The 23,647-nt window shown below is 72.0% G+C and carries 22 protein-coding genes; 17 read left to right on the plus strand and 5 right to left on the minus strand.

Features of this window, described 5'->3' with window-relative positions:
• The first annotated feature begins 7 nt into the window (after positions 1 to 7).
• The 3 genes from IE241_RS00530 (at position 8) to IE241_RS00540 (ending at position 2,792) form a co-directional block, all read left to right on the plus strand.
• A complete protein-coding gene (locus tag IE241_RS00530) occupies positions 8 to 1,267 on the plus strand; it encodes a sensor histidine kinase (protein ID WP_190019551.1) in 1,260 nt (419 codons plus the stop codon).
• 398 nt (positions 1,268 to 1,665) lie between these two features.
• Positions 1,666 to 1,962, plus strand: a complete 297-nt coding sequence (locus tag IE241_RS00535; protein ID WP_030366107.1) for a DUF4193 domain-containing protein — start codon at positions 1,666 to 1,668, stop codon at positions 1,960 to 1,962.
• Positions 1,963 to 1,976: 14 nt separating this feature from the next.
• Positions 1,977 to 2,792 carry a hypothetical protein gene (locus IE241_RS00540; RefSeq protein WP_190019552.1) on the plus strand — a complete coding sequence of 272 codons (816 nt, stop codon included), beginning with the start codon at positions 1,977 to 1,979 and terminating at the stop codon, positions 2,790 to 2,792.
• A 71-nt stretch (positions 2,793 to 2,863) separates the two neighbouring features.
• Here the strand turns inward: IE241_RS00540 and IE241_RS00545 are convergent, their stop codons facing one another.
• Positions 2,864 to 3,310 carry a DUF3093 domain-containing protein gene (locus IE241_RS00545; RefSeq protein ID WP_190019553.1) on the minus strand — a complete coding sequence of 149 codons (447 nt, stop codon included), beginning with the start codon at positions 3,308 to 3,310 and terminating at the stop codon, positions 2,864 to 2,866.
• A 59-nt stretch (positions 3,311 to 3,369) separates the two neighbouring features.
• Here IE241_RS00545 and IE241_RS00550 point away from each other — a divergent pair, with 59 nt between their 5' ends.
• From IE241_RS00550 to IE241_RS00585, 8 genes are all read left to right on the plus strand, one after another.
• The gene (locus IE241_RS00550) at positions 3,370 to 3,954 is read left to right on the plus strand and encodes a PaaI family thioesterase (RefSeq protein ID WP_190019554.1); all 585 of its coding nucleotides are present in this window, start codon (positions 3,370 to 3,372) and stop codon (positions 3,952 to 3,954) included.
• A complete protein-coding gene (dut, locus tag IE241_RS00555; protein WP_190019555.1) occupies positions 3,951 to 4,451 on the plus strand; it encodes a dUTP diphosphatase in 501 nt (166 codons plus the stop codon). The genes IE241_RS00550 and dut overlap by 4 nt, the downstream gene beginning before the upstream one ends.
• A gap of 1 nt (position 4,452) precedes the next feature.
• Positions 4,453 to 5,235, plus strand: a complete 783-nt coding sequence (locus IE241_RS00560) for a DUF3710 domain-containing protein (RefSeq protein WP_190019556.1) — start codon at positions 4,453 to 4,455, stop codon at positions 5,233 to 5,235.
• A gap of 327 nt (positions 5,236 to 5,562) precedes the next feature.
• A complete protein-coding gene (kdpF, locus tag IE241_RS00565) occupies positions 5,563 to 5,652 on the plus strand; it encodes a K(+)-transporting ATPase subunit F (protein WP_043188605.1) in 90 nt (29 codons plus the stop codon).
• 8 nt (positions 5,653 to 5,660) lie between these two features.
• Positions 5,661 to 7,352, plus strand: coding sequence for a potassium-transporting ATPase subunit KdpA (gene kdpA, locus IE241_RS00570; RefSeq protein ID WP_190019557.1), 1,692 nt, complete (start codon positions 5,661 to 5,663; stop codon positions 7,350 to 7,352).
• The gene (gene kdpB / locus IE241_RS00575) at positions 7,349 to 9,451 is read left to right on the plus strand and encodes a potassium-transporting ATPase subunit KdpB (protein WP_190019558.1); all 2,103 of its coding nucleotides are present in this window, start codon (positions 7,349 to 7,351) and stop codon (positions 9,449 to 9,451) included. Before kdpA ends, kdpB begins: the two co-directional genes overlap by 4 nt.
• 7 nt (positions 9,452 to 9,458) lie before the next feature.
• Positions 9,459 to 10,106: a potassium-transporting ATPase subunit KdpC gene (kdpC, locus tag IE241_RS00580; RefSeq protein ID WP_190019559.1), complete on the plus strand. Its 648-nt coding sequence runs from the start codon at positions 9,459 to 9,461 to the stop codon at positions 10,104 to 10,106.
• A 180-nt stretch (positions 10,107 to 10,286) separates the two neighbouring features.
• Complete coding sequence (locus IE241_RS00585) at positions 10,287 to 12,149, plus strand: NAD-binding protein (protein WP_190020372.1); 1,863 nt, start codon at positions 10,287 to 10,289, stop codon at positions 12,147 to 12,149.
• Between the two features lie 75 nt (positions 12,150 to 12,224).
• Here IE241_RS00585 and IE241_RS00590 read toward each other — a convergent pair whose 3' ends face one another.
• Entirely contained in the window at positions 12,225 to 12,761 is a 537-nt protein-coding gene (locus tag IE241_RS00590) for a GNAT family N-acetyltransferase (protein WP_190019560.1), read from the minus strand.
• A 228-nt stretch (positions 12,762 to 12,989) separates the two neighbouring features.
• Here IE241_RS00590 and IE241_RS00595 point away from each other — a divergent pair, with 228 nt between their 5' ends.
• The 4 genes from IE241_RS00595 to IE241_RS00610 all read left to right on the plus strand — a co-directional run bounded on the left by IE241_RS00595 (position 12,990) and on the right by IE241_RS00610 (position 17,510).
• Positions 12,990 to 15,542, plus strand: a complete 2,553-nt coding sequence (locus IE241_RS00595; RefSeq protein WP_190019561.1) for a DUF4118 domain-containing protein — start codon at positions 12,990 to 12,992, stop codon at positions 15,540 to 15,542.
• Positions 15,543 to 15,627: 85 nt separating this feature from the next.
• A complete protein-coding gene (locus IE241_RS00600) occupies positions 15,628 to 16,317 on the plus strand; it encodes a response regulator (protein ID WP_190019562.1) in 690 nt (229 codons plus the stop codon).
• A gap of 59 nt (positions 16,318 to 16,376) precedes the next feature.
• A complete protein-coding gene (locus IE241_RS00605; protein ID WP_079110128.1) occupies positions 16,377 to 16,775 on the plus strand; it encodes an OB-fold nucleic acid binding domain-containing protein in 399 nt (132 codons plus the stop codon).
• A gap of 3 nt (positions 16,776 to 16,778) precedes the next feature.
• Positions 16,779 to 17,510 (plus strand): DUF3159 domain-containing protein, encoded by a 732-nt coding sequence (locus IE241_RS00610; protein ID WP_190019563.1) that lies wholly within the window; start codon positions 16,779 to 16,781, stop codon positions 17,508 to 17,510.
• A gap of 77 nt (positions 17,511 to 17,587) precedes the next feature.
• On the opposite strand, the gene IE241_RS00615 is transcribed toward IE241_RS00610, so the two are convergent.
• Positions 17,588 to 18,259 (minus strand): potassium channel family protein, encoded by a 672-nt coding sequence (locus tag IE241_RS00615; protein WP_190019564.1) that lies wholly within the window; start codon positions 18,257 to 18,259, stop codon positions 17,588 to 17,590.
• Positions 18,256 to 18,924 (minus strand): potassium channel family protein, encoded by a 669-nt coding sequence (locus IE241_RS00620; RefSeq protein ID WP_190019565.1) that lies wholly within the window; start codon positions 18,922 to 18,924, stop codon positions 18,256 to 18,258. The genes IE241_RS00615 and IE241_RS00620 overlap by 4 nt, the downstream gene beginning before the upstream one ends.
• A 401-nt stretch (positions 18,925 to 19,325) precedes the next feature.
• Between IE241_RS00620 and IE241_RS00625 the strand changes: the two genes are divergently transcribed.
• Entirely contained in the window at positions 19,326 to 20,555 is a 1,230-nt protein-coding gene (locus tag IE241_RS00625) for an IS701 family transposase (RefSeq protein ID WP_229898652.1), read from the plus strand.
• Here the strand turns inward: IE241_RS00625 and IE241_RS00630 are convergent.
• Positions 20,543 to 22,579: a helix-turn-helix domain-containing protein gene (locus IE241_RS00630; RefSeq protein ID WP_308433599.1), complete on the minus strand. Its 2,037-nt coding sequence runs from the start codon at positions 22,577 to 22,579 to the stop codon at positions 20,543 to 20,545. The two genes, IE241_RS00625 and IE241_RS00630, sit on opposite strands and share 13 nt — an antisense overlap.
• Before the next feature lie 279 nt (positions 22,580 to 22,858).
• On the opposite strand from IE241_RS00630, the gene IE241_RS00635 reads away from it, so the two are divergent.
• Positions 22,859 to 23,635 carry a methyltransferase domain-containing protein gene (locus IE241_RS00635; protein ID WP_190019566.1) on the plus strand — a complete coding sequence of 259 codons (777 nt, stop codon included), beginning with the start codon at positions 22,859 to 22,861 and terminating at the stop codon, positions 23,633 to 23,635.
• Positions 23,636 to 23,647: the final 12 nt, after the last annotated feature.

The following is a 23,647-nucleotide window of genomic DNA, read 5'->3' on the forward strand; positions in this document are numbered from 1 at the left end:
ACCGCTGATGTCCTCCGCTCCCACTCCCGCGCCCGCGCCCCCCACGGCCCCTCCCAAACCCACCTGGGACCCGCGCCAGCCCGTCGTGCGCCCGTTCCCCTGGCTGCGCCCGACGATCCGGATACGGCTCACCCTGCTGTACGGCGGGATGTTCCTGATGGCCGGCGTGCTGCTGCTGACGATCATCTATCTGCTGGCCGCCCAGGCCCTGGACCTCGGCAGCGAGCCGATCGTCCGGCTCGTCAGCGGCAGCCAGGTGCAGGTGACCGGCGGTCGCTGCCCGGCCCTGGAGAACACGAACCTCCCCGCGGACGAGGCGAACCGCATCCTGCGCGCCTGTACCGACCACCAGCGGGCGCTGGCCCTCGACGGCCTCCTCAAGCGCTCCCTGCTCGCCCTCCTCGGCCTCGCCGTGATCGCCTTCGCCTTCGGCTACGCCATGGCGGGCCGGGTCCTCTCGCCGCTGGGCAGGATGACGCGCACCGCCCGCCGGGTGGCCGCCACCGACCTGTCCCGGCGGATCGAACTGGGTGGGCCGGAGGATGAGTTGAAGGAGCTCTCGGACACCTTCGACGAGATGCTCGACCGGCTGGAGCGGGCCTTCACCGCGCAGCAGCGGTTCGTGGCCAACGCCTCGCACGAGCTGCGCACGCCGCTGGCGATCAACCGCACGCTGCTGGAGGTCACCCTCTCCGACCCCGGTGCGCCCCCGGAACTCCAGCAGCTCGGCAAGACGCTGCTGGCCACGAACGAGCGCAGCGAGCAGCTGGTCGAGGGCCTGCTGCTGCTCGCGCGCAGCGACAACGAGATCGTCGACCGCAAGCCGGTGGATCTCGCCGAGGTGGCCTCGCGGGCGCTGGACCAGACGCGCTCGGAGGCCCAGGGCAAGGGCGTGGAGCTGCGCGGTACGCGCCAGCCCGCGGTCGTCCAGGGCAACGGTGTGCTGCTGGAGCGGATCGCGCTGAACCTGCTCCAGAACGCCGTGCGGTACAACGCCCCGGACGGCTGGGTCGAGGTCACCACGGAGGCACGGCCGGGCCAGGCGGTGCTGGTGGTGGAGAACACCGGCCCCGTGGTCCCGGCCTACGAGCTGGACAACATCTTCGAGCCGTTCCGCCGCCTGCGTACGGAGCGCACGGGCAGCGACAAGGGCGTCGGCCTGGGGCTGTCGATCGTGCGCTCGGTGGCCCGCGCGCACGGCGGGCGGATCACCGCGGAGCCGCGCGAGGGAGGCGGGTTGATCATGAGAGTGGTCCTGCCCACCTGAAAATTTCTGCGAGAATAGGGCGGCCGTAGGTTCGCTTTGGGCGGAATTTTCACGTTCCGACCCTTGCTGTGAGTGTGTGTAATCGCTCACACAGGCAAACTTCCGGCCATCCACTCTCCGTGATCAATGGCCCCGCCGGAACGCCGGAAAAATGGGGGTTTCCGCTGGTCCTGATCACGGGAAGTACACGTGATGGCGCATCCGCATGCGGCATTCGGACCGTGTACGGTCCGGTTCGCCATCCAACCCCATCACCTCTTCAGGTGTGCGGTTGGGTGTCGATTGAGTAACAGACCTTGATGTGAGGCAAAATCTCCGCCTCGGGTCGGGCACAAGTCCGGCCTCTCACGCGTTACGTGCGCTGGAGACACCGCAGACACCCAGAGGGGGAGAGCGACATGGCAACGGACTACGACACCCCACGCAAGACCGACGACGACGTCGACTCGGACAGCCTTGAAGAGCTCAAGGCACGCCGGAACGACAAGTCGGCGTCGACCGTCGACGTGGACGACTTCGAGGCCGCGGAGGGCATGGAGCTGCCCGGCGCGGACCTCTCCAACGAGGAGCTGGCCGTCCGGGTCCTGCCCAAGCAGGCCGACGAGTTCACCTGCATGAGCTGCTTCCTCGTGCACCACCGCAGCCAGCTGGCGCGCGAGAAGAACGGCCAGCCGATCTGCCGCGACTGCGACTGAGGAACGGGTCTGCGATGGCAGGCTCGATCCCGTTCCGGAAGCGGCGCTCCCGGCGGCCCGAGCTGACCACCGGGCCTGATCAGGAGGCCGCACGGCAGGGCGCAGACGCCCCTGCCCCTGGTGACACGGTCGGCACCCAGGTCGAGCGAGGCCGTACGGCCTCCCTCGCCGCTGCTGTCGGCCGTGGCGCCACCAAGGGCGGCCGGGGAGCGCGGGCGGGTCTCACCGCCCTCGTCGACCGGATCATCGCGAACGCCCCGCGCATCCCCGTGCGCGACCTCGCGACCCTGCGGGCCCAGTTCCCGGGCCTCGGCCCGGAGGAGCTCGCCGACAAGCTGGTGACGGGTGCGGTCAACGCCACCTCCGCCGTGGGCGCCGGAGTCGGCGCCGCGGCGATGATGCCGGTGCCGCCCGCGATGCCCGCGGAACTGGCCGCCGAGATCGCCGGCGTGGCCGCGGTGGAGTTCAAGCTGATCGCCGAGCTCCACGAGGTGTACGGCCTGCGGGCCCCCGGCGCGCTGCACCAGCGCTCCCTGGCCTATCTGGCCGCCTGGGCCGACGAGCGCGGAATCGACGTCACGGCCCCCACCACCGTCAATGCGGCCCTGGGTGGCCAGCTGAGGCGCGAACTGCGCCAGCAGATCCTCAAGCGCACGTTCCGCAATCTCCCCAACATCGCCCCGTTCATGATCGGCGCGACGGTGGGCGCGGTGATGAACCGCCGTGACACCAGAAGGCTCGCGGCGAAGGTCCGCATCGACCTGCGCGCCCGGCAGGTGCCGTGGGAGGCGCTTCCGGAGGCCCCTGAAGGCCCTCCTCGGCTGCCCTGAGCCCGTCCGGGCCCCCTAAGGGCCCGGGTGCCCGTCAGGCACCCGCACCGCCCCTCAGGCCGTCCGCGGCGTCAGGACGCCCGTACCGCCGCGAGGGCTTCGGCCAGCCGCTCGGGAGAGCGCGTGGAGAGATAGACGTACGGAGTGGGGTCGGCCGGGTCCGTGATCTCGATCCGGACCGCGGTCGGTACGTAGCCGCGCAGCAGCATGAAGGCGCGGGTGTCCGCCTTGTGCGTGCGCCAGGCGCGGGCCTCCTCCGCATCCAGCACCTGCGGTGTCCCCAGCGCCTCGACCGGGATGCGGGCGTCGCCCGCCAGCAGCGCGCCGCCCACCACGCGGATGCGCACGGAGCCGTAGGAGCTGACGGCGACCGCTGCGAGGGCCCCGCCGCCCACCAGCCCGCCGAGCATGGGAACCGTCCCCAGGGGCAGCAGGATCAGTGCCATCGCGACCCCGGTCAGAACCGCGATGAACCACCAGGAACGGGGCGCGGTGAGACGTTCTTCGTAAGCCTGCATGGGCCCAAGCTTGACACGAGCGGGACCGGGCCCGGCCGTCGCGGGTAAGGTCAGCCCCTGTGAGTGGACGAACGACAGCGCTGACGCCGCCGGAGGGGGCTCTGCCCCCGGTGCGGCACCCCGACGCGCCCGCGCCCGGAGAGACCATCGGGTCGCACTACGAGTACTGCTTCGGCTGCGGCCCCGGCGTCCCGCACGGGCTGCACGTCGAGGTGCGGGCGGGCGACGGCGTGTGCGTCTCCGCGGAGTTCCGGGTCAAGGAGGCGCACCAGGGCGCCCCGGGCCTCGCTCACGGCGGGGTGCTGGCCACGGCGCTGGACGAGACGCTGGGCTCGCTGGGCTGGATGCTGCGGGTGATCGCGGTGACCGGCCGGCTGGAGACCGACTTCCTGCTGCCCGTGCCCGTGGACACCGTGCTCCACCTGCACGCCGAGGTGAAGGCCGTGCACGGACGTAAGATCTACGCCGCGGCCACCGGCCGGATCGGCGGGCCCGAGGGCCCGCTCGCACTCCGCGCCGATGCGGTGTTCGTCGAGGTCAAGGTCGACCACTTCATCGAGAACGGCCGTCCCGCAGAGATCCAGGCCACGCTGGCCAACCCCGACCAGGTGAAGGTCGCGCGAGCTTTCGAGGTGAACCCGTGACGCGTCAACCCTTGGACGTCCTCATCCGCCGTGTGGACCCCGAGGTGCCCCTCCCCTCCTACGGTCACCCCGGTGACGCCGGCTGCGACCTCGTGACCACCGAGGCCGCCGAGCTGGCCCCGGGGGAGCGGATGGTGCTGCCGACGGGGGTGTCCATCGCGCTGCCCGACGGCTATGCCGCCTTCGTGCACCCGCGTTCGGGTCTCGCCGCCCGGTGCGGAGTCTCCATGGTGAATGCCCCGGGGACCATCGATGCCGGGTACCGTGGAGAGATCAAGGTGATTGTGGTCAATCTGGACCCGCGGGAGACCGTCCGGTTCGACAGGTTCGACCGCATCGCCCAGTTGGTCGTCCAGCAGGTAGAGAAGGTCCGCTTCCACGAGGTCGCGGAGCTTCCGGGCTCGGCACGGGCCGAAGGGGGCTTCGGGTCCACCGGTGGCCACGCTGCCGTGGGGTATGGATTCGCTTCGGTCGCCAGCGACCGGGAAGGACAGTGACGTGTTCGGTCGTCGCCGCAAGCGCAGTGAGGACGTAGTCGGGGATGCCGGCCACCTCGACGACGTGACCTCCGAGGAGTTGGCTGAGGACTCAGCGTCGGACGCGCAGGACTCCGCGGCCGAGAGCCGCGTCCGGCTGGAGCCGGAGCCCCGCCCCGACGGGCCGTGGGACCTCTCCGAGGTCCGTGACCCCGCCGAGGGCCGGGTCGACCTGGGCGGTCTGTTCGTGCCCGGCGTCGAGGGCATGGAGCTGCGGGTCGAGGTCGCGGGTGACGCGATCGTCGCCGCCACCGTGGTGCTGCGCGACAGCGCCGTGCAGCTGCAGGGCTTCGCCGCCCCCAAGCGCGAGGGCATCTGGGTCGAGGTCCGCGAGGAGATCGCCTCCGGCATCACCCAGCAGGGCGGTGTCGTGGACGAGGTCGAGGGCCCGCTGGGCTGGGAGCTGCGGGCCCAGGTGCCGGTGGCGCTGCCGGACGGCACGCAGGGCGTGCAGATGGTGCGCTTCATCGGCTGTGACGGGCCGCGCTGGTTCCTGCGCGGTGTGATCTCGGGCCAGGGCGCGGTGCAGCCGCAGACCGCCGGCCTGCTGGAGCAGATCTTCCGGGACACCGTCGTCGTGCGCGGCGAGTCCCCGATGGCCCCGCGCGACCCGATCGTGCTGAAGCTGCCGGAGGACGCCCAGATGGTCGCCGAGGGCCTGCAGCAGCCGGACGACGACCGCTCGCGCTTCGCGGGCGGCGTGGACCGCCTGGAGCGTGGTCCGGAGATCACCGAAGTGCGCTGACGGCAGCTGCCGAAGACCGGTCCGCCGTCGTCCGCCGACGGCTGGATTGCTGCGTTCCGCTGGGCCGCAACCCCGATCCGGGGTTGCGGCCCAGCGGCGTTTTTGCAGGTCAAAGAGGTGCCCGTATGGATTGCGTCAAGGGGGCGCTAATGGCCGTATAGAGCGCGTCAACGGAGCGCCCGGGAGGGCCCGGGAACGGTTTCCTGTGATGGTCCGTTCATATCCGAACCCTCTCTAGGAGCACACGATGGCCGACGTGGCCTTCGTCGTCACCACGATCGCGGTCTTCGCGCTGGTGGCTCTCGTCGCCAAGGGGGTGACGAAGCTGTGACCGCCGAGAACATCGTCGGCCTGGTCGTGGCCGTCGCCCTGCTGGGCTACCTGATCCTCGCCCTCGTTTTCCCGGAGAGGTTCTGAGCACAGATATGAGCCCCGTTCTCTCCGGAGTCCTTCAGCTCACCGCGCTCATCGCGGCGCTTGCGCTGGTCTACCGCCCGCTGGGCGACTACATGGCCCGCGTCTACAGCTCCGAGAAGCACCTGCGCGTGGAGAAGCTGCTCTACCGCACGATCGGCGCCGACCCGGACGCGCAGATGCGCTGGCCCGCGTACCTGCGCGGCGTCCTTGCCTTCTCGGCCGTCGGCGTCCTCTTCCTGTACCTGCTGCAGCGGATCCAGGGCGTCCTGCCCGACTCGCTGTCGCTGGGCTTCACCGCGATCAGCCCGGACCAGGCGTTCAACACCGCCGCCTCGTTCGTCGCCAACACCAACTGGCAGTCGTACTCGGGCGAGCAGGCCATGGGCCACGCCGTCCAGACGCTCGGCCTCGCCGTGCAGAACTTCGTCTCCGCCGCCGTCGGCATCGCCGTGGCCGTCGCGCTCGTCCGCGGCTTCGCGCGCTCGCGCACCGGCGAGCTCGGCAACTTCTGGGCCGACCTGGTGCGCGGCACCGTCCGCATCCTGATCCCGATCTCGGTGATCGGCGCGCTGGTGCTGGTCGCCTGCGGCGCCATCCAGAACTTCGCGGGCATCCACGAGATCGGGCAGCTCACGGGCGGCACCCAGCAGGTGGGCGGCGGCGCCGTGGCCTCGCAGGAGGTCATCAAGGAGCTCGGCACCAACGGCGGCGGCTACTTCAACGCCAACTCCGCCCACCCCTTCGAGAACCCCAACGCCTTCTCCAACCTCTTCGAGATCTTCCTGATCCTCGTCATACCCTTCGCGCTGACCCGCACCTTCGGCAAGCTCGTCGGCAACGTCAGGCAGGGCTACGCGATCCTCGCGGCCATGGGCGTGATCTGGCTCGGCTTCACCGCGCTGATGATGTGGACCGAGTACGCGGGTCACGGCGCGGCGCTGCAGGAGGCGGGCGGCGCGTGGGAGGGCAAGGAACAGCGCTTCGGCATCGGCGCCTCCGCGATCTTCGCGACCACGACGACGCTGACCTCCACGGGCGCGGTGGACTCCTTCCACTCCTCCTTCACGGGCCTGGGCGGCGGCATCACGCTGCTGAGCATGATGCTCGGCGAGATCGCGCCCGGCGGCGTCGGCTCCGGCCTCTACGGCATGCTCGTCATGGCGATCATCGCGGTCTTCATCGCGGGCCTGATGGTCGGCCGCACGCCCGAGTACCTCGGCAAGAAGATCGGCACCCGCGAGATCAAGCTCGCCGCGTGCTACATCCTCATCACCCCGACCCTGGTGCTCGGCTTCACGGCCCTGTCCATGGCGCTGTCCTCGCCGCCCGAGTCGATCCTGAACGTCAAGGGCAACTCGGTGGACGGCAGCGGCGCGCACGGCTTCTCCGAGGTCCTCTACGCGTTCACGTCGGGCGCCAACAACAACGGCTCGGCCTTCGCGGGCCTCAACGCCAACACGCCCTGGTACAACACGACGATCGGCCTCGCCATGCTGCTCGGCCGCTTCCTTCCGATGGTCTTCGTGCTGGCCCTGGCCGGCTCGCTCGCCGAGCAGAAGCCCGTCCCCGAGACCGCCGGCACGCTGCGCACCGAGAAGCCGCTCTTCGCGGGCCTGCTCGTCGGCGCGATCCTCATCATCACCGGCTTGACCTACTTCCCGGCCCTGGCCCTTGGCCCGATGGCGGAGGGACTCTCATGAGCACGACCACCCCAGTCCGTACGCCGTCCGAGGAGGAGACCCACCCGCAGGGCTCCCCGGAGCCCGGCCGGGTCTCCGGCGGCCTCTTCGATCCGGCGCAGCTGATGAAGTCGCTGCCGGACGCCTTCCGCAAGCTCGACCCCCGGGTGATGGTCAAGTCCCCGGTGATGTTCGTGGTCCTGATCGGCTCGGTGGTCACCACCGCGCTGGCGGTCAAGGACCCGGGCGACTGGTTCGGCTGGGCGATCACCGTCTGGCTGTGGCTGACCGTCCTGTTCGCCAACCTCGCCGAGGCCGTGGCCGAGGGCCGCGGCAAGGCCCAGGCCGACACCCTGCGCAAGGCCAAGACCGACACGGTGGCCCGGCGCCTCGCCGGCGACGCCGAGGAGTCGGTGCCCGGCACCGAGCTGCGCGTGGGCGACCTGGTCGTCTGCGAGGCCGGCGACATCATCCCGGGCGACGGCGACGTCGTGGAGGGTGTGGCCTCGGTCGACGAGTCGGCCATCACCGGCGAGTCGGCCCCGGTCATCCGCGAGTCCGGCGGCGACCGCTCGGCGGTCACCGGCGGCACCAAGGTCCTCTCCGACCGCATCGTCATCAAGATCACGACGAAGCCCGGCGAGACCTTCATCGACCGGATGATCAACCTGGTCGAGGGCGCGGCCCGGCAGAAGACGCCCAACGAGATCGCGCTGAACATCCTGCTCGCCTCGCTGACGATCGTCTTCCTGCTGGCCGTCATCACGCTCCAGCCCTTCGCGATCTACGCGGGCGCCGAGCAGTCGATGATCATCCTGGCGGCCCTGCTGGTCTGCCTCATCCCGACGACCATCGGCGCGCTGCTCTCCGCGATCGGCATCGCGGGCATGGACCGCCTCGTGCAGCGCAACGTCCTGGCGATGTCCGGGCGCGCGGTGGAGGCCGCGGGCGACGTCTCGACGCTGCTGCTCGACAAGACCGGCACCATCACCTACGGCAACCGCCAGGCGGCGGAGTTCGTGCCGGTCAAGGGCACCACGGCCGCCGAGGTCGCCGACGCCGCCCAGCTCTCCTCGCTCGCCGACGAGACGCCCGAGGGCCGCTCGATCGTCGTCCTCGCCAAGGAGAAGTACGGCCTGCGCGAGCGCCACGAGGGTGAGCTCGTGGGCGCCGAGTGGGTGCCGTTCACGGCGCAGACCCGCATGTCGGGCGTCGACGTGGAGGGCCGCAAGGTCCGCAAGGGCGCGACCGGTTCGGTCATCGCCTGGGTCGAGGAGCAGGGTGGCACGGTCGCCGAGGACGCCCGCAAGCTCACCGACGACATCTCGCAGGCGGGCGGCACCCCGCTCCTCGTCGCCCTGGAGGACGACAAGGGCGCGCGCGTCCTGGGCGTCATCCACCTCAAGGACGTCGTCAAGGAGGGCATGCGCGAGCGGTTCGACGAGCTGCGCGCCATGGGCATCAAGACCGTCATGATCACGGGTGACAACCCGCTGACGGCCAAGGCCATCGCGGAGGAGGCCGGCGTCGACGACTTCCTCGCCGAGGCCACGCCCGAGGACAAGATGGCGCTCATCAAGCGCGAGCAGGCCGGCGGCAAGCTCGTCGCCATGACGGGCGACGGCACCAACGACGCCCCCGCGCTCGCGCAGGCGGACGTCGGCGTGGCGATGAACACGGGCACCTCGGCCGCCAAGGAGGCCGGGAACATGGTGGACCTGGACTCCAACCCCACCAAGCTCATCGAGATCGTGGAGATCGGCAAGCAGCTGCTCATCACGCGCGGCGCCCTGACGACCTTCTCGATCGCCAACGACGTCGCCAAGTACTTCGCCATCATCCCGGCGATGTTCGCGGTGGCCTACCCCGGCCTGGACAAGCTCAACATCATGAGCCTGACCTCGCCCGAGTCGGCCATCCTCTCGGCCGTCATCTTCAACGCGCTGATCATCGTGGCTCTGGTGCCGCTCGCCCTCAAGGGCGTGCGCTACCGCCCCATGAGCGCGGACGCCATGCTCCGCCGCAACCTCTTGATCTACGGACTGGGCGGCCTGATCTCCCCGTTCATCGGCATCAAGATCATCGACATGCTCATCTCCCTCATCCCTGGCATCGGGTGACGTCACCATGAACACTTCCGTACACAGCACGGCCCGCCTGCTGGGCGCGGGCCTGAGGGCCCTGCTCGTCCTCACGGTGGTCTGCGGGGTGATCTACCCGCTGGTCGTCACCGGCATCGCGCAGGCGGCCTTCCACGACAAGGCCAACGGCTCCGAGGTGAAGGCCGGCGGCAGGTCCGTGGGCTCCGAGCGGCTCGGCCAGAGCTACACCCTCGACAAGAAGGACAAGGACGGCAACCCGCTGCCGGACCCGAAGTTCTTCCAGCCGCGCCCCTCGGCGGCCGGCCCGAACGCAGAGAACACCCAGTACAAGCTGGTCGTCTCCGGTGCCTCGAACCTCGCCGCCGACAGCAAGACGCTGCTCGACAGCGTCAAGCAGCGCCGGACGGACGTCGCCGCGTTCAACCACGTCGCCCCCTCGGCCGTGCCCGTGGACGCCCTGACGGCCTCCGCCTCGGGCCTCGACCCGGACATCTCCCCGGCGTACGCGCGGCTGCAGGCCAAGCGGGTCGCCGAGGCCAACGGCCTGCCGGCGGACAAGGTCGGCAAGCTGGTCGAGGAGCACGTGGACGGCCGCATCCTCGGCTTCATGGGCGAGGAGCGCGTCAACGTCCTGAAGCTCAACATCGCGCTGCAGGAACTCGCGAAGAAGTAGCGCGTCCCGCGGGAGCGCGGACGGGGCCTGCCGGCCGGACCGGCGGCCCCGTCCGTCTTTGTGTACCACCCCTTACATCCGGGGGTGGGAAATCCGGTGAATGTTCGACCAGTGCAGGGCACCCTGGGGAACGTGGCCACTTTGAACCCGCAGCCCCATGTCGCCCCAGCCGCACCGCACATGGTGGTGTGCGGGGACGACGGGCTCGTACACCGGCTCGCCGCCGAGCTCTCCGGCGTCTACGGCGAGCGCGTCACCGTCGTCCTGCCGCCGGCGCGCGAGGCCCGGCAGCGCCCCGCGCCCGCGCTCGGCCGCGCCGCGGCGCTCTTCGGGCGCGTCACCGGAGTCGTCGGCCGCGCGGGCGCGCCCGACCGGAACGGCGCCGCGCCGGGCAGCGGCCTCGTCCGGGTGCTGGAGGCGGCGGAGCCCGGCGAGGAGGCGTTCACCGACGCGGGGGTGGTCCACGCCACCGCCCTCGCCCTCGTCTACGACGACGACGAGACCAACGTCCAGGCCGCCCTCCTCGCCCGCCGCCTCAACCCCCACGTCCGGCTCGTCATCCGCCTCTACAACCGAAGGCTCGGCGAGCACCTGGCGAAGCTCCTCGACCAGGCCGCCCAGCTGACCGCGGCCGTGGACGGCACCCCCGTCACCGACACGGACGCCACCACCACCGTCCTGTCGGACGCCGACACCGCCGCCCCCGTCCTCGTCACCGCCGCCGTCTCCGGGCACAACAAGGTCATCGAGGCGGGCGGCCTGATGCTGCGGGCCGCCGAGCGCTCCCAGGCGGCCGCCGGACGCGGGCAGGGCCGGGAGCTGTGCACCCTCGCCCTGCTCTCGCCCGCGCTGCAGCCGGGGAGCGCGGCGGGCCCCGACGGCGACGGCCCGCTGCTGCTGCCGGGCGACCGCCGGCCACCGGGCACCGGCGGGCGCGCGGAAGTCGTCCTGGAAGCGGTCCCCTTCGCCCTGCAGCCCGCGCCCGTCCGCCCGACCGTCCGCGGCCTGCCCCTCGGGTCCTTCTTCTCCAGACGGCTGCGCTGGGCGCTCGGCCTGCTGACCGCCGCCGTCTGCGCCCTGGCCGTCGCGTCCTGGAGCGTCACCAGCGACAACCCGACGCACGCGGTCTACCTCTCGCTGCTCGACCTCTTCGCCATCAACGAACCGGCGATCCGGGAGGGCCACGGCCGGCAGGTCCTCCAGCTGCTCTCCGGCCTGACGGGCCTGCTGCTGCTCCCGCTGCTGGTGGCCGCCGCCCTGGAAGGGCTCGGGACCTTCCGCTCCGCCTCCGCGCTGCGCCGCCCGCGGCGCGGCCTGTCCGGCCACGTCGTGCTGCTGGGTCTGGGCAAGATCGGCACCCGCGTGCTGGCCCGGCTGCGCGAGCTCGGCATCCCCGTCGTGTGCGTCGAGCGCGACCCGCAGGCCCGCGGCGTCGCGCTCGCCCGCTCGCTGCGCGTCCCCACGATCATCGGCGACGTCACCGAGGAGGGCGTGCTGGACGCCGCCAAGGTCGGGCACAGCGGCACGCTCCTGGCGCTGACGAGCAGTGACATCACCAACCTGGAAGCCGTCCTGTACGCGCGCGCCGTCAACCCCGAGGTGCGGGTGGTCATGCGGCTGTACGACGACCGCTTCGCCAAGGCCGTCTACCGCACCCTGCGCGCCTCCCACCCCCGGGCGTGGACGCGCAGCCGCAGCGTCTCCTTCCTCGTCGCCCCGGCCTTCGCGGGCGCGATGATAGGGCGTCAGATCCTGGGCGCGGTCCCCGTCGAGCGGCAGGTCGTCCTCATCGCGGCGCTGGAGGTGGAGGGCCGCCCCGAGCTGAACGGCCAGCCCGCCGGCGACGCGTTCGTCCCCGGCGCCTGGCGGGCGCTCGCGGTGACCACCAGGCGCCTGGAGGCCTCCGGCCGGGAGGAGACCCGCCTGATGCAGGACCTGCCCGGCGGTTACCGCCTGGGCGGCCAGGACCGCGTCATCGTCGCGGCCACCCGGCAGGGGCTGGCCGACCTCCTGGGCCGCAGGCCCGTGCCCCGGCCGCGCTGAAGCCGGGCCCCGGCCGCGGCGGAGGCCGCCGGGTCCCCGGGCCCTGTACGCGCCCGGCCGGGGCCGGGCCGCCCGTCACCAGACGTCCCCCGGCCGCCAGTCGCACGCCAGCTCCCCGTCCAGGTCCAGCTTCGCCGTCAGCGGCATCACGTAGATGCAGCCGTCCTCCTCCGCGGTGCGCCGCAGGCCCGTGGGGGAGAGGACCGAGGAGGGGCCGCGCCACAGCCGCCAGCCGCGGCCGGCGTAGAGCGGCACGGCCTCGTCCGCCGCGCCCAGCGCCCCCAGCTCGTAGCCGCCGCGGCGCAGGACGCCCTCCAGCGCCTCCATCACGGCCGAGGCCACGCCCTGCCGGCGCCGGTCCTCGCGGACGGCCACGGCCTCCACGTAGCCGGTGCGCAGCGCCTGCCCGCCGTGCAGCATCCGGCGCTGTACGAGCGAGCCGTGGCCGATCAGCTCGCCGCCCTCCCACGCGAGGGCGTGCATGCCGCCCACCGAGTGGTCCCAGTCCTCGTCGGAGAAGTCCCCCTCGAACGCGTCGTCCACGAGGGTGCGGACCGCGGCGAGTTCCGCATCGGTCAGCCCGGACGTGTGCGCCGTACGTACGTCAGTCATACCGTCATGCTGCCAGCCCGCCTCCCGGGCCGGACCGGACCGGGCGCGCAAAGGTCACGGCGCACGGCGTCAGAGCTGCGTCAATACCGCGCCCACCACCCCCGGGCGCCCCATATGTCCAGAACTTTGGCCGTAAGGTCGACCGTACGCGGCAGTGCGAGCACATCAGCACATCCGGCCGGCGCGACCGCCCGGACACCGCCGCGTGACGTGAAAGACAATGGGGCCATGGGACGCGGCAAGCTTCGGATCTACCTCGGCGCGGCACCGGGCGTCGGCAAGACGTACGCGATGCTCTCGGAGGCCCACCGCCGCGTGGAGCGCGGCACGGACGCCGTGGTCGGCTTCGTCGAGCACCACAACCGGCCGCGCACCGAGGTCATGCTCCACGGGCTGGAGGAGGTGCCCCGCCGGGAGATCACCTACCGCGGCGCCGTCTTCACCGAGATGGACATCGACGCGGTCCTCGCCCGCCGCCCCGCCGTCGTCCTCGTCGACGAGCTCGCCCACACCAACGTGCCCGGCTCGCGCAACACCAAGCGCTGGCAGGACGTCGAGGAGCTGCTCCAGGCGGGCGTCGACGTCGTCTCCACCGTCAACATCCAGCACCTGGAGTCGCTCGGCGACGTCGTCGAGTCGATCACCGGCGTCCGGCAGCAGGAGACCGTGCCCGACGAGGTCGTGCGCCGCGCCGACCAGATCGAGCTGGTCGACATGTCGCCCCAGGCGCTGCGGCGCCGCATGGCCCACGGGAACATATACAAGCCCGACAAGGTCGACGCCGCCCTCTCCAACTACTTCCGGCCCGGCAACCTGACCGCGCTGCGCGAGCTCGCGCTGCTGTGGACCGCCGACCGCGTCGACGAGTACCTGCGGCAGTACCGCACCGAGCACAGCGTCTCCACCATCTGGCAGGCCCGCGAGCGCATCGTCGTCGGCCTCACCGGCGGCCCCGAGGGCCGCACCCTGATCCGCCGCGCGGCGCGCATGGCCGCCAAGGGCTCCGGCAGCGAGATCCTCGCCGTCTACATCGCCCGCAGCGACGGGCTCACCTCGGCCTCGCCGAAGGAGCTCGCCGTCCAGCGCACCCTGGTCGAGGACCTCGGCGGCACCTTCCACCATGTGATCGGGGACGACGTGCCCGCCTCGCTGCTGGAGTTCGCCCGCGGAGTCAACGCCACCCAGATCGTGCTCGGCTCCAGCCGCCGCAAGACCTGGCAGTACATCTTCGGCCCCGGCGTGGGCCAGACCGTGGCCCGCGACTCCGGTCCCGACCTGGACGTCCACATCGTCACCCACGAGGAGGTCGCCAAGGGCCGCGGCCTGCCCGTGGCGCGCGGCGCCCGCCTCGGCCGGGGCCGCATCGTGGCCGGCTGGCTCGTCGGCCTCGTCGGCCCGGCCCTGCTCAGCCTGCTGCTGACGCACATCGGCCCGGACCTCGGCCTCGCCAACGACATGCTGCTGTTCCTGTGCATGACGGTCGCGGCGGCCCTGCTCGGCGGCCTCCTGCCGGCCCTCGCCTCCGCGGCCTTCGGCTCGCTGCTGCTGAACTACTTCTTCGTCGAGCCCCTCCACCAGTGGACGATCACCGACCCGAAGAACATCGTCGCCATCACGATCTTCGTCTTCGTCGCGGTCTCCGTGGCGTCCGTGGTGGACCTGGCCGCGCGCCGCACCCACCAGGCGGCCCGGCTGCGCGCCGAGTCCGAGATCCTCTCCTTCCTCGCCGGCAGCGTGCTGCGCGGCGACAGCAGCCTGGAGGCCCTCCTGGAGCGGGTCCGGGAGACCTTCGCCATGGAGTCCGTGGCGCTGCTGGAGCGCACCAGCGAGGTCGACCCGTGGACCTGCGCGGCCAGTGTCGTGACCAACTCGGGCAAGCCCCTGCTGCGGCCCGAGGACGCCGACGTCGACATGCCCGTCGGCGACAACATGGCGCTCGCCCTCTCCGGGCGCGTCCTGCCCGCCGAGGACCGCCGCGTGCTCGCCGCCTTCGCCGCGCAGGCCGCGGTCGTCCTGGACCGGCAGCGGCTGGTCGGCGAGGCCGAGCGGGCCCGCCGCCTGGACGAGGGCAACCGCATCCGCGTCGCCCTGCTCGCCGCCGTCAGCCACGACCTGCGCACCCCGCTCGCCGCGATCAAGGCCGCCGTGACCTCCCTGCGCTCGGACGACGTCGCCTGGTCCGAGGAGGACGAGGCCGAGCTGCTGGCCGGCATCGAGGACGGCGCCGACCGCCTGGACCACCTCGTCGGCAACCTCCTCGACATGTCGCGGCTGCAGACCGGCACCGTCACCCCGCTGATCCGCGAGATCGATCTGGACGAGGTGGTGCCGATGGCCCTGGGCGGCGTCCCCGAGGGCAGCGTCACCCTCGACATCCCCGAGACGCTGCCGATGGTCGCCGTCGACCCCGGCCTGCTGGAGCGCAGCGTCGCCAACGTCGTCGAGAACGCCGTCAAGCACAGCCCCGGCGGGACGCCCGTCCTGGTGGCCGCCAGCGCCCTGGGCGACCGCGTGGAGGTACGGGTGGCCGACCGCGGCCCCGGCGTCCCCGACAGCGCCAAGGACCGCATCTTCGAGCCCTTCCAGCGCTACGGGGACGCGCCGCGCGGGGCCGGCGTGGGCCTCGGCCTCGCCGTCGCCCGGGGCTTCGCCGAGGCCATGGGCGGCACCCTCGCCGCAGAGGACACCCCCGGCGGGGGCATGACCATGGTGCTCACCCTGCGGGCCGCCGACGGCGTCGCGCCCGTCCGCCCGGACCTCCCGGCGCAGGCCACCTCGTGAGCCGCCCCCCGCGTACCGACACTCCAGCAGTCCCCGATCCCGGGCCCCGCGGGTGGGCCCGCACGAACAGCAGAGGTGGTTACCGATGAACCGGGTGCTCGTGGTGGATGACGAGCCGCAGATCGTCCGCGCCCTCGTGATCAACCTCAAGGCGCGGAAGTACGAGGTCGACGCCGCGCCCGACGGCGCGACCGCCCTCCAGCTCGCCGCCGCCCGCCACCCCGACGTGGTCATCCTCGACCTCGGCCTGCCCGACATGGACGGCGTCGAGGTGATCAAGGGGCTGCGGGGCTGGACCCGGGTGCCGATCCTGGTCCTCTCCGCCCGACAGACCTCCGACGAGAAGGTCGAGGCGCTGGACGCCGGAGCGGACGACTACGTCACCAAGCCGTTCGGCATGGACGAGCTGCTGGCGCGCCTGCGGGCCGCCGTGCGGCGCGCCGAGCCCACGGGGGCGGCCGCCGCGGGGGACGACGCCATCGTCGAGACCGAGGTCTTCACCGTCGACCTCGCGGCGAAGAAGGTCAACCGCGAGGGCCGCGACGTGCGGCTGACGCCGACCGAGTGGCACCTGCTGGAGGTGCTCGTACGCAATACGGGCCGTCTCGTCAGCCAGAAGCAGCTGCTCCAGGAGGTCTGGGGCCCGTCCTACGGCACGGAGACGAACTACCTGCGGGTGTACATGGCCCAGCTCCGGCGCAAGCTGGAGCGTGACCCTTCGCACCCGAAGCACTTCATTACTGAGCCGGGGATGGGGTACCGGTTCGAGATGTGACCCGGGGCGGGGCCCGCGGGGCAGGAACCCGCCCGGAGGGCGCCCGGTACGCTGGGTTCATGAGTGCCGTACCCCGTTCCGAGAAGCCGACCGGCCGTTTCCGCCGGATGCTCGACCGGCTGTCCACCTCGCAGGAGGAGCTGCACCACGCAGAGCTGCAGCAGGACGCGGAGGCCACGGGCTGCACGCGGATATGCGACTGCGACGACCGGCAGATAGTCAAGGTCACCGGCACCTTGCGGACGGTAACGCTCCGCCCCCGTGCCGGTGTGCCCGCGCTGGAGGCCGAGCTGTTCGACGGCTCGGCCGCGCTCGATGTCGTGTGGCTCGGCCGCCGTTCCATCGTCGGCATAGAGCCCGGCCGTAAGCTGATCGCCTCCGGCCGGATCTCGATGAGCCGTGGCCGCCGGGTGCTGTTCAATCCCAAGTACGAGCTCCGACCGCTCGGACAGGAGTAGCGGGTGACGTCTCTCGACAAGCCGACCGTGGACCAGCAGGGGACGGGGGGTGACGCCGCCGACGCATCGGCGGCGACCAAGGCCGCCCTGTTCGAGGCCTTCGGCGGGGTGCGGGGCATGGTCGAGACGACCGTGCCGGGCCTGGTCTTCGTGGCGATCTTCACCGTCAAGCGGGACATCCACACCGCGGCCATCGCCGCGCTGGGCCTGTCCCTGCTGATGGGCATCGCCCGGCTGCTGCGCAAGGACACCGTCAAGCACGCCTTCAGCGGCGTCTTCGGGGTCGCCATCGGCGCGGTCTTCGCGATGATGACCGGCGACGCCAAGAACTTCCACCTGCCGGGCATGCTCTACACCCTGGGCCTGGCCGTGGCGTACATCGTCACGTCCCTGGTGGGTTATCCGCTGCTCGGCCTGATCCTCGGCCCGGTGTTCAAGGAGAACCTCTCCTGGCGCACCCGCAACCCCGGCCGCAAGCTCGCCTACACCAAGGCGAGCTGGGCCTGGGGCCTGATCCTGCTGGCCAAGTCGGCGATCCTCTTCCCGCTGTACTGGTGGGGCGACGCCACCCAGCTCGGCTGGGTGAAGGTGGCCCTCGGCATCCCGCCGATGCTGCTCTCGGTCTACCTGACCTGGATCTTCCTGGCCAAGGCGCCGCCGCCGATCGACGTGATCGCGGAGATGGAAGAAGCCGAACGCGCGGAGAAGGCGGAGAGCAGCAAAGCCCTGAGCTGATCTCCCCCCTCGCATACGAAACGAACGCCGGGCGGGCTCGAGGATTCGAGCCCGCCCGGCGTTCGTATGCGCGTGTGCTACTCGGCGTCCCGCGTCGCCGACAGCAGGTCTTCCAGCTGCTCCTCGCGCGCCGGCGCCGCAACGAACAGCAGCTCGTCACCGGCCTCCAGGGCGTCGTCGCGGCTGGGGGTGAGCACCCGGTTGCCGCGGATGATCGTGACGAGCGAGGTGTCGTCCGGCCAGTCCACGTCCCCGACGCGGGTGCCGGCCAGCGCCGACTCCGGCGGCAGCGTGAGCTCCACGAGGTTGGCGTCGCCCTGGCTGAACCGCATCAGGCGCACCAGGTCGCCGACGCTCACGGCCTCCTCGACCAGCGCCGACATCAGGCGCGGCGTGGACACGGCCACGTCGACGCCCCAGGACTCGTTGAACAGCCACTCGTTCTTCGGGTTGTTCACCCGGGCCACGACCCGGGGCACCCCGTACTCGGTCTTGGCCAGCAGGGAGACGACGAGGTTGACCTTGTCGTCACCCGTGGCGGCGATGACCACGTTGCAGCGCTGCAGCGCGGCCTCGTCGAGCGAGGTGATCTCGCACGCGTCGGCCAGCAGCCACTCCGCGAGCGGCACGCGCTCCACCGAGATGGCGGTCGGGGCCTTGTCGACGAGCAGCACCTCGTGCCCGTTCTCCAGCAGCTCGCCCGCGATGGAGCGGCCGACGGCACCGGCACCGGCGATGGCGACCCTCATGAGTGCGCCTCCTCGGGACCCTGCGCGAACGCGGCTTCCACCTGCTCGACCTCATCGGCGCGCATCATCACGTGCACCAGATCGCCTTCCTGCAACACCGTCGAGGACGTCGGCAGCATCGCCTCGCCCAGCCGGGTGAGGAACGCCACCCGTACGCCGGTCTCCTCCTGGAGCTTGCTGATCTTGTGGCCCACCCAGGCGTCCGAGGCGGGCACCTCGGCCAGCTGGACGCCGCCGCTGGGGTCGCGCCACAGCGGCTCCGCGCCGGACGGCAGCAGCCGCCGCAGCATCTGGTCGGCCGTCCACCGCACGGTGGCCACGGTCGGGATGCCCAGGCGCTGGTAGACCTCGGCGCGCCGGGGGTCGTAGATGCGGGCGGCGACGTTCTCGACGCCGAACATCTCGCGGGCCACGCGGGCCGCGATGATGTTGGAGTTGTCACCGCTGCTGACGGCCGCGAAGGCGCCCGCCTCCTCGATGCCCGCCTCGCGCAGGGTGTCCTGGTCGAAGCCGACGCCGGTCACGCGGCGCCCGCCGAACCCGGAGCCCAGGCGGCGGAAGGCCGTCGGGTCCTGGTCGATCACGGCCACCGTGTGACCCTGCTGCTCAAGGGTCTGGGCGAGGGCCGAGCCGACCCGCCCGCAGCCCATGATCACAATGTGCACGACGCTTACCCCACGCTCCGGACTACCGCGCTGACCTGCACCAACAACCTGCTCACGTGTTCCTTTCCGGTGTGCTGCGCCCGCGCGGCCCAATGCTGCCCGCGGTATCGGCGCGGGCGTCCCTCCGAGGGCCGTCCGCGCCGGTGCATGGGACCACCGTATCCGCAACGCCCCGCGCGGCTTCGACCCCGTCCGCCGACTGGCCCCCCGACCCGCCTCCGGGGTGGTGGTCCGGGCACACCTTGCGGCCCCTCCGGGCCGCAGGCGGGGCGCCCGGAGGGGCCCGGGTGGTGGTGGGACCACCAATCGAGGGGCCACGGGGGTGCCCTTGACACCTGGGCGCCGGGGGGTGCGCACGCGCACCGTTGAAGTGTCACCAGCAGCCGAGATGGGGGATTCCGATGAGTGGTGTTGCTCTCTATCCGCGGACCGCCCGGCAGGAGGCGCCCGCCCCGGACTGCCCCGGGACCCAGGACGCCGTCCTGGCCGAGCTGTGCTCCGCGCTCTTCGCCTCGCTGCCGCGCAGCGACCAGCGCCGGCGCGGCGAGGCGTACGTGCGCGGCTTACTGGGAACGCAGGGGCGCAAGTCCATCCGCAACATCGCGGCGCTCATCGGCGGCCAGGCCGCCGAGCAGAGCCTGCACCACTTCATCTCCAGCTCCACCTGGGACTGGGCCCCGGTGCGCCGCGCCCTCGCCCACTACCTGGCCCGCGTCGCGCCGCCGCACGCGTGGGTCGTGCGGCCGATGATCATCCCCAAGGCCGGGGACAACTCCGTGGGCGTCGACCGGCGCTTCTGCCCGGCCGTCGGCCAGGTGCTCAACGCGCAGCAGGCGGTGGGCGTCTGGGCCGCCTCCGCCGAGCGCAGCACCCCCGTCAACTGGCGGCTGCACCTCTCCGACTCCTGGCTCCAGGACGGTCTGCGGCGCGGCCAGGCCTGCATCCCCGACTCCGTCCGCCCCGAGACCCTGGGGGAGTGCACGGTGGAGGCGTACGCCGGGATGATGCGCGACTGGGGGCTGCCGCTGCGCCCGCTGGTGCTGGACGCCCGCGACATGGACGCCCCCGCGGCCCTGCTGCGGCTGCGCGCCTCCGGTGTGCCGGCCCTGGTCCGCATCAGCAACTCGCTGCGGCTGACCGTGGCCGACCCGGCCGTGCCCGGCCGCGGCTCCGAGGCGCTGCCGGCCCACCAGATCCTCGGCGCGGCCCGCGATATGCGGCGCCCGGTGATGTGGCGCGACCACGGTCCCTCGCGGGTCGTGCGGACCTCGCTGACCGCGGCGGTCCGCGTGGGTCTGCCCGCGCTGCGCACGGCCGCCGTGCCCGGGCCGGTGCGCCGCAGGGAGTTGCTCCTGCTGGGGGTGGGCGAGAACGGCCACCGCTGGCCGGCCGAGCTGTGGCTGACGGACCTCGTGAACGCCCCGCCCGCCGCCCTCGTACGGCTCGGCAAGCTCATGGACCGGGTCGACCGGGACTTCAAGGAGATCGCCGACGAGGTCGGCGTCCGGGACTTCGCGGGCCGCTCGTTCAGCGGCTGGCACCGGCACGTCACGCTCGCCTCCGCGGCCCACGCCGTCGCCGCGCTCACCGGCGGGCCGCAGGAGCACCTCAGGCTCGGCTATGTCTCCTGAGCCTTGGGGGCGCCCCCGTCGGCGCCGGGCCCGGCGCGGTCGCGCATCCGCAGGCTGTGCCGCACCCGGAAGACCCGCAGGGCCAGCTGCACCTCCAGGGCGCGCTCGGGCTGCTGCCACTGCGGCCCCAGCAGTTCACTGATCCGCTCCAGGCGACGAGCCACGGTATTGGGGTGAACATGAAGCTTCTTCGCCGCATTCGTCGGGCTGCCGCCCGCCTCGAAGTACGTCTCCAGCGTGCGCGTCAGGTCGGTGAACCGCTGCTGGTCGTAATCGATCACCGGGCCGATGACCGAGTCGACGAACCCCTCGACGTCGTGGTTGTCGGAGAGCAGCACCCCGAGGAACCCCAGCTCGCGCACCGAGGCCGAGCGGCCGATGACGCCCAGCGAGGTCATTGCGTCCAGACAGCGCAGCGCCTCCTGGAAGCCGTGGTGGACCGAGGCCGGGCCCGCGACCGGGCCCGCCGAGCTCACCGTCACCGGGTGGCCCAGGAGCGGCGACAGCTCGGCGGAGACGGCGCGGCCCGCGCAGCCCGCGTCCGAGCCCGGCAGCAGCAGCACCGCGCAGCCGTTGTGCATGCTCTTCAGCCCGCTGAGCCGGTGCGCGTAGGAGGACGCCCAGATCGCCATCTTGCCGCGGGCGTCGCCTTCGGGTCGCGCCACGACCACGACGTGCGGCTTGCCCAGGTTGATGCCGAGGCGCCGCGCGTGCTGTTCGAGCTGGTGCGGAGGCCGCTGCGGGCTCGCCAGCAGGTCGGCGAGGAAGTCGTCGCGGACCTGCCCCTCGGCGATCGCCGTCCGGCTGCTCTCCACCAGCAGCTGTACGGCCATGACCTGGGCCACCAGCCGCAGCAGCCGCTCGTCCTGCACCGCGTCGGGCCGGTCGGGGCGCAGCAGCAGGGTGCCCAGGTTGCTGCCGGTGCCCGCGGAGATGGGGACGGCCCACAGGCCTCCGGCGAGGGCCACGGGCTCGCGGGCGGCGTGGGCGTCCATGGCGGCGGGGACCAGCAGCGACTCGATCGGGTCGGGGGCCCTGTCGCCGTCCGCGCCCCCGGCGCACGCGGCTTCCTCCGCGCCCCCCGCGCCTTCTCCGGCCGGCCGGAGAAGCCCCGCCGAGGTGAGGACGGTGCCGTTGGCCGCGCACACCTGCACCGCGGCGCCGAGCTCGGTGGCGGAGGCGCGGGCGAGGGTGTCCAGGTCGCAGTCGCCGAGGACCAGCTGGATCAGCCGGTGCTGGGCGTCGCTCAGCTCCTGGGCGCTGCGCAGCCCGGCCTCGACGCGGGTCGAGTGCTGCTCCAGCTCTGCCACGAGGGCGGTGGTCCGGTCCAGCAGCTCGGCCTTCTCGATGGCCACGCTGGCCAGGTCGCTGAGGGAGCTCAGGAGCGCTATCTCGTCGGTGGTGAAGTGCCGGACCTTGCGCTCGGCCACGTAGAGGGTGCCGAAGGGGCTTGCGCCGCGGCTCAGCGGGACGGCGAGGATGGCCTGCAGTCCCTCGGCCTTGACGACGTAGTCGATCTCGCCGCTGTGCTGGATGCGCTCGTCGGCGAGGTAGTCCGGGGTCCAGAACGGAGAGGGGTTGGCCATGACGGCGGAGCCGAGCCCGGTGCCGCCGGGCAGCCGCAGGCCCACGTTGAGCGCGGTGGTGTGGCCGTCGGCGGCCCGGATGCTGACGTACCGTTCCCCTTCGTCGTACAGCCCGATGTACGACATGTCGACGGCGAGGAGGAGCCGGGCCCGCCGGAGGATGACCTTCAGGAGGGTGTCGAGGTCGTGCGGGGTCGCGAGGTCGCGCGCGGTGTCGACGAGAGCGGACATGCCGGCCTCGCGCTGCTTCTGACGCTCCGTCCACGTCCTGATGGACAGGCCGAGCTGGATCGCACTGCCGAGCCGGTCGAGATGTTCGGGCCCCGCTCCGGCGCTGCGGACGCGTTCGGCGAGGACTTCGTATTCCTGGGCCGGTGCCCCGGCGGCCAATAGCTCCAGCACGGCTAATACGCCGTCCTCGGACATGTCTTGCGACACGGTGCCCCCCGGGTCCGGTGCGCTCTGCCGCACGGATAGAGCCGCGGCACGGTATGCGGGGAAGCTATGCACACGGGCAGTGGTGCGTCAACTACAGCTGATCAAGCCGGGCGGCAACGGCGCCCGGAGGCCCGGCGGGGGCGTGCGATGGTGTCCGGACCACCGCCGAATCCCGACGGTGTGTTACTGGATCACCTTCCTGTTAAGTGCCCTTATAGGTGAAGGTTGATGAACGCCCGGCACGCAGCCGGGAGTTGTCGCCGACTCAGGGGGCTCGGTATGACGGGGGTACGCGACTACAGGCTCTCGCTCGAGCGCAGTCGTCAGGCGCTCGTGCGGGAGGACCGGCCGGCTGTTTTCACGATGTGCGGCCGTGAGTGGGACCTCCTACCGGAGGTATTCGCTCCGATTTACTCTCCGGCGACGGGAATAGCGCTGGACTTCCTCGGCCTCGCCGAGACGTCCGGAGAGGCGGGCCCCCGGGGGTATTCCGGAGCGCCGGGCGCCCTGCGCCCGGGGTCGCTGCTGGAGATGGGCAGCGGCACCGGTGTCGTGGCGGTCGCCGCCGCCCTGTCGGGCTGTGCCCGGGTGGTCGCCGCCGACATCAATCCCGCCGCGGTGCTGAACACCTCGATGAACGCGGCCCGGCACGGCGTGTCCGGCAGGGTCCGCGCATTCCACAGCGACCTCTTCGACCAGCTGGATCCGGGAGAGAGGTTCGACACGGTCTTCTGGTCCTCCAATTACGTGCTGGCACCGGTGGAGTACCAGCCCCGGACCATGCACGAGCGGGCCTACGTCGACCCCGGCTATGCGGCGCACCGCCGCTTCCTGGAAGGAGCGCCCGGCCTGCTCGCCCCGGGCGGCACGGTCTTGCTGCACTTCAGCAGCCGGGGGGACGTGCCCGCCCTGCACCGCATCGCCGGCCGCTGCGGCCGCCGGCTGGACGTGGTGCGCCGCACCGTCGTAAGGGAAGGCGAACACGAAGTCGAGCACATGCTGCTGGAGGTGATCCCGGCGGGCGATTCCGCCCGCTGCCCGGAAGTCGTCAGATAACGCCGAGACGGG

It is taken from the genome of Streptomyces hiroshimensis, from assembly GCF_014650335.1.
Taxonomy (GTDB): Bacteria; Actinomycetota; Actinomycetes; order Streptomycetales; family Streptomycetaceae; genus Streptomyces; species Streptomyces hiroshimensis.

Bases quoted from the DNA above. Each gene is read 5' to 3' on its own strand.
- kdpA (WP_190019557.1), top strand. From the start codon at position 5,661: ATGAGCCCCGTTCTCTCCGGAGTCCTTCAGCTCACCGCGCTCATCGCG.
- IE241_RS00590 (WP_190019560.1), bottom strand. From the start codon at position 12,761: ATGACTGACGTACGTACGGCGCACACGTCCGGGCTGACCGATGCGGAA.
- IE241_RS00540 (WP_190019552.1), top strand. From the start codon at position 1,977: ATGGCAGGCTCGATCCCGTTCCGGAAGCGGCGCTCCCGGCGGCCCGAG.
- kdpB (WP_190019558.1), top strand. From the start codon at position 7,349: ATGAGCACGACCACCCCAGTCCGTACGCCGTCCGAGGAGGAGACCCAC.
- IE241_RS00585 (WP_190020372.1), top strand. From the start codon at position 10,287: ATGGTGGTGTGCGGGGACGACGGGCTCGTACACCGGCTCGCCGCCGAG.
- IE241_RS00530 (WP_190019551.1), top strand. From the start codon at position 8: ATGTCCTCCGCTCCCACTCCCGCGCCCGCGCCCCCCACGGCCCCTCCC.
- IE241_RS00595 (WP_190019561.1), top strand. From the start codon at position 12,990: ATGGGACGCGGCAAGCTTCGGATCTACCTCGGCGCGGCACCGGGCGTC.
- IE241_RS00545 (WP_190019553.1), bottom strand. From the start codon at position 3,310: ATGCAGGCTTACGAAGAACGTCTCACCGCGCCCCGTTCCTGGTGGTTC.
- IE241_RS00600 (WP_190019562.1), top strand. From the start codon at position 15,628: ATGAACCGGGTGCTCGTGGTGGATGACGAGCCGCAGATCGTCCGCGCC.
- IE241_RS00635 (WP_190019566.1), top strand. From the start codon at position 22,859: ATGACGGGGGTACGCGACTACAGGCTCTCGCTCGAGCGCAGTCGTCAG.
- IE241_RS00615 (WP_190019564.1), bottom strand. From the start codon at position 18,259: ATGAGGGTCGCCATCGCCGGTGCCGGTGCCGTCGGCCGCTCCATCGCG.
- IE241_RS00625 (WP_229898652.1), top strand. From the start codon at position 19,326: ATGAGTGGTGTTGCTCTCTATCCGCGGACCGCCCGGCAGGAGGCGCCC.
- kdpC (WP_190019559.1), top strand. From the start codon at position 9,459: ATGAACACTTCCGTACACAGCACGGCCCGCCTGCTGGGCGCGGGCCTG.
- IE241_RS00535 (WP_030366107.1), top strand. From the start codon at position 1,666: ATGGCAACGGACTACGACACCCCACGCAAGACCGACGACGACGTCGAC.
- IE241_RS00605 (WP_079110128.1), top strand. From the start codon at position 16,377: ATGAGTGCCGTACCCCGTTCCGAGAAGCCGACCGGCCGTTTCCGCCGG.